Source organism: Melioribacter sulfuriphilus (assembly GCF_051488685.1).
GTDB lineage: Bacteria > Bacteroidota > Ignavibacteria > Ignavibacteriales > Melioribacteraceae > Melioribacter.
In genome coordinates, this window is sequence record NZ_JBPSEH010000023.1 from 1 (window position 1) to 711 (window position 711).

General features: G+C 41.4%; 2 tRNA genes. One reads left to right on the forward strand and one right to left on the reverse strand.

Annotation, left to right across the window (positions count from 1 at the left end):
• Positions 1-236: 236 nt before the first annotated feature.
• Positions 237-322 (reverse strand) — tRNA-Leu (locus tag ACSSV9_RS14560).
• A 176-nt stretch (positions 323-498) separates the two neighbouring features.
• Between ACSSV9_RS14560 and ACSSV9_RS14565 the strand changes: the two genes are divergently transcribed.
• Positions 499-575 (forward strand) — tRNA-Ile (locus ACSSV9_RS14565).
• The last annotated feature ends 136 nt before the right edge of the window (positions 576-711 follow it).

The following is a 711-nucleotide window of genomic DNA, read 5'->3' on the forward strand; positions in this document are numbered from 1 at the left end:
CTTTTTATTCCGAACCTGTGACCTACCCGCCTCAGGCGGGTCGCTCTAGCCAACTGAGCTAAGAACCCTTATTAAAATACCTATTTCAAAAACTTCGTTTAGAATTTCAAAATTAATTTGTTATTGCCTTTTTATTCCGAACCTGTGACCTACCCGTCCCAGGCGTGTCGCTCTAACCAACTGAGCAATAGCAGTATTTTTTAAAAACTTCGAAACGAGTAAATTGGAATAAGATGTACCGAGGGCCGGACTCGAACCGGCACGGGTGTAAACACCCACAGGATTTTAAGTCCTGTGCGTCTACCAATTCCGCCACCCCGGCAGACGTAATGTCAATGAATAATCTTCTAAAAGTGAGTACAAATATAATCCTTTTTTTATCTTTTTTGCAATATATGAACAGATTATTCAATTTAAAACATGCAAATAACCCGTCTTTTTTAATTACAATTTGCAAAGTATCTATTAAAGCATTATTTTTGTACCGCTTTAAAAATTGGGCCCATAGCTCAGTTGGTTAGAGCAGCTGACTCATAATCAGCGGGTCGGAGGTTCAAGTCCTTCTGGGCCCACCAATGATAGCTAAACCCGGGATTAAGTTTAATTCCGGGTTTTTTGTTTTTTAAATCAGCGGGTCGGAGGCCCGCCTGAGGCGGGTAAAATTCAAGTCCTTCTGGGCCCACCAATGATAGCTAAACCCGGGATTAAGTT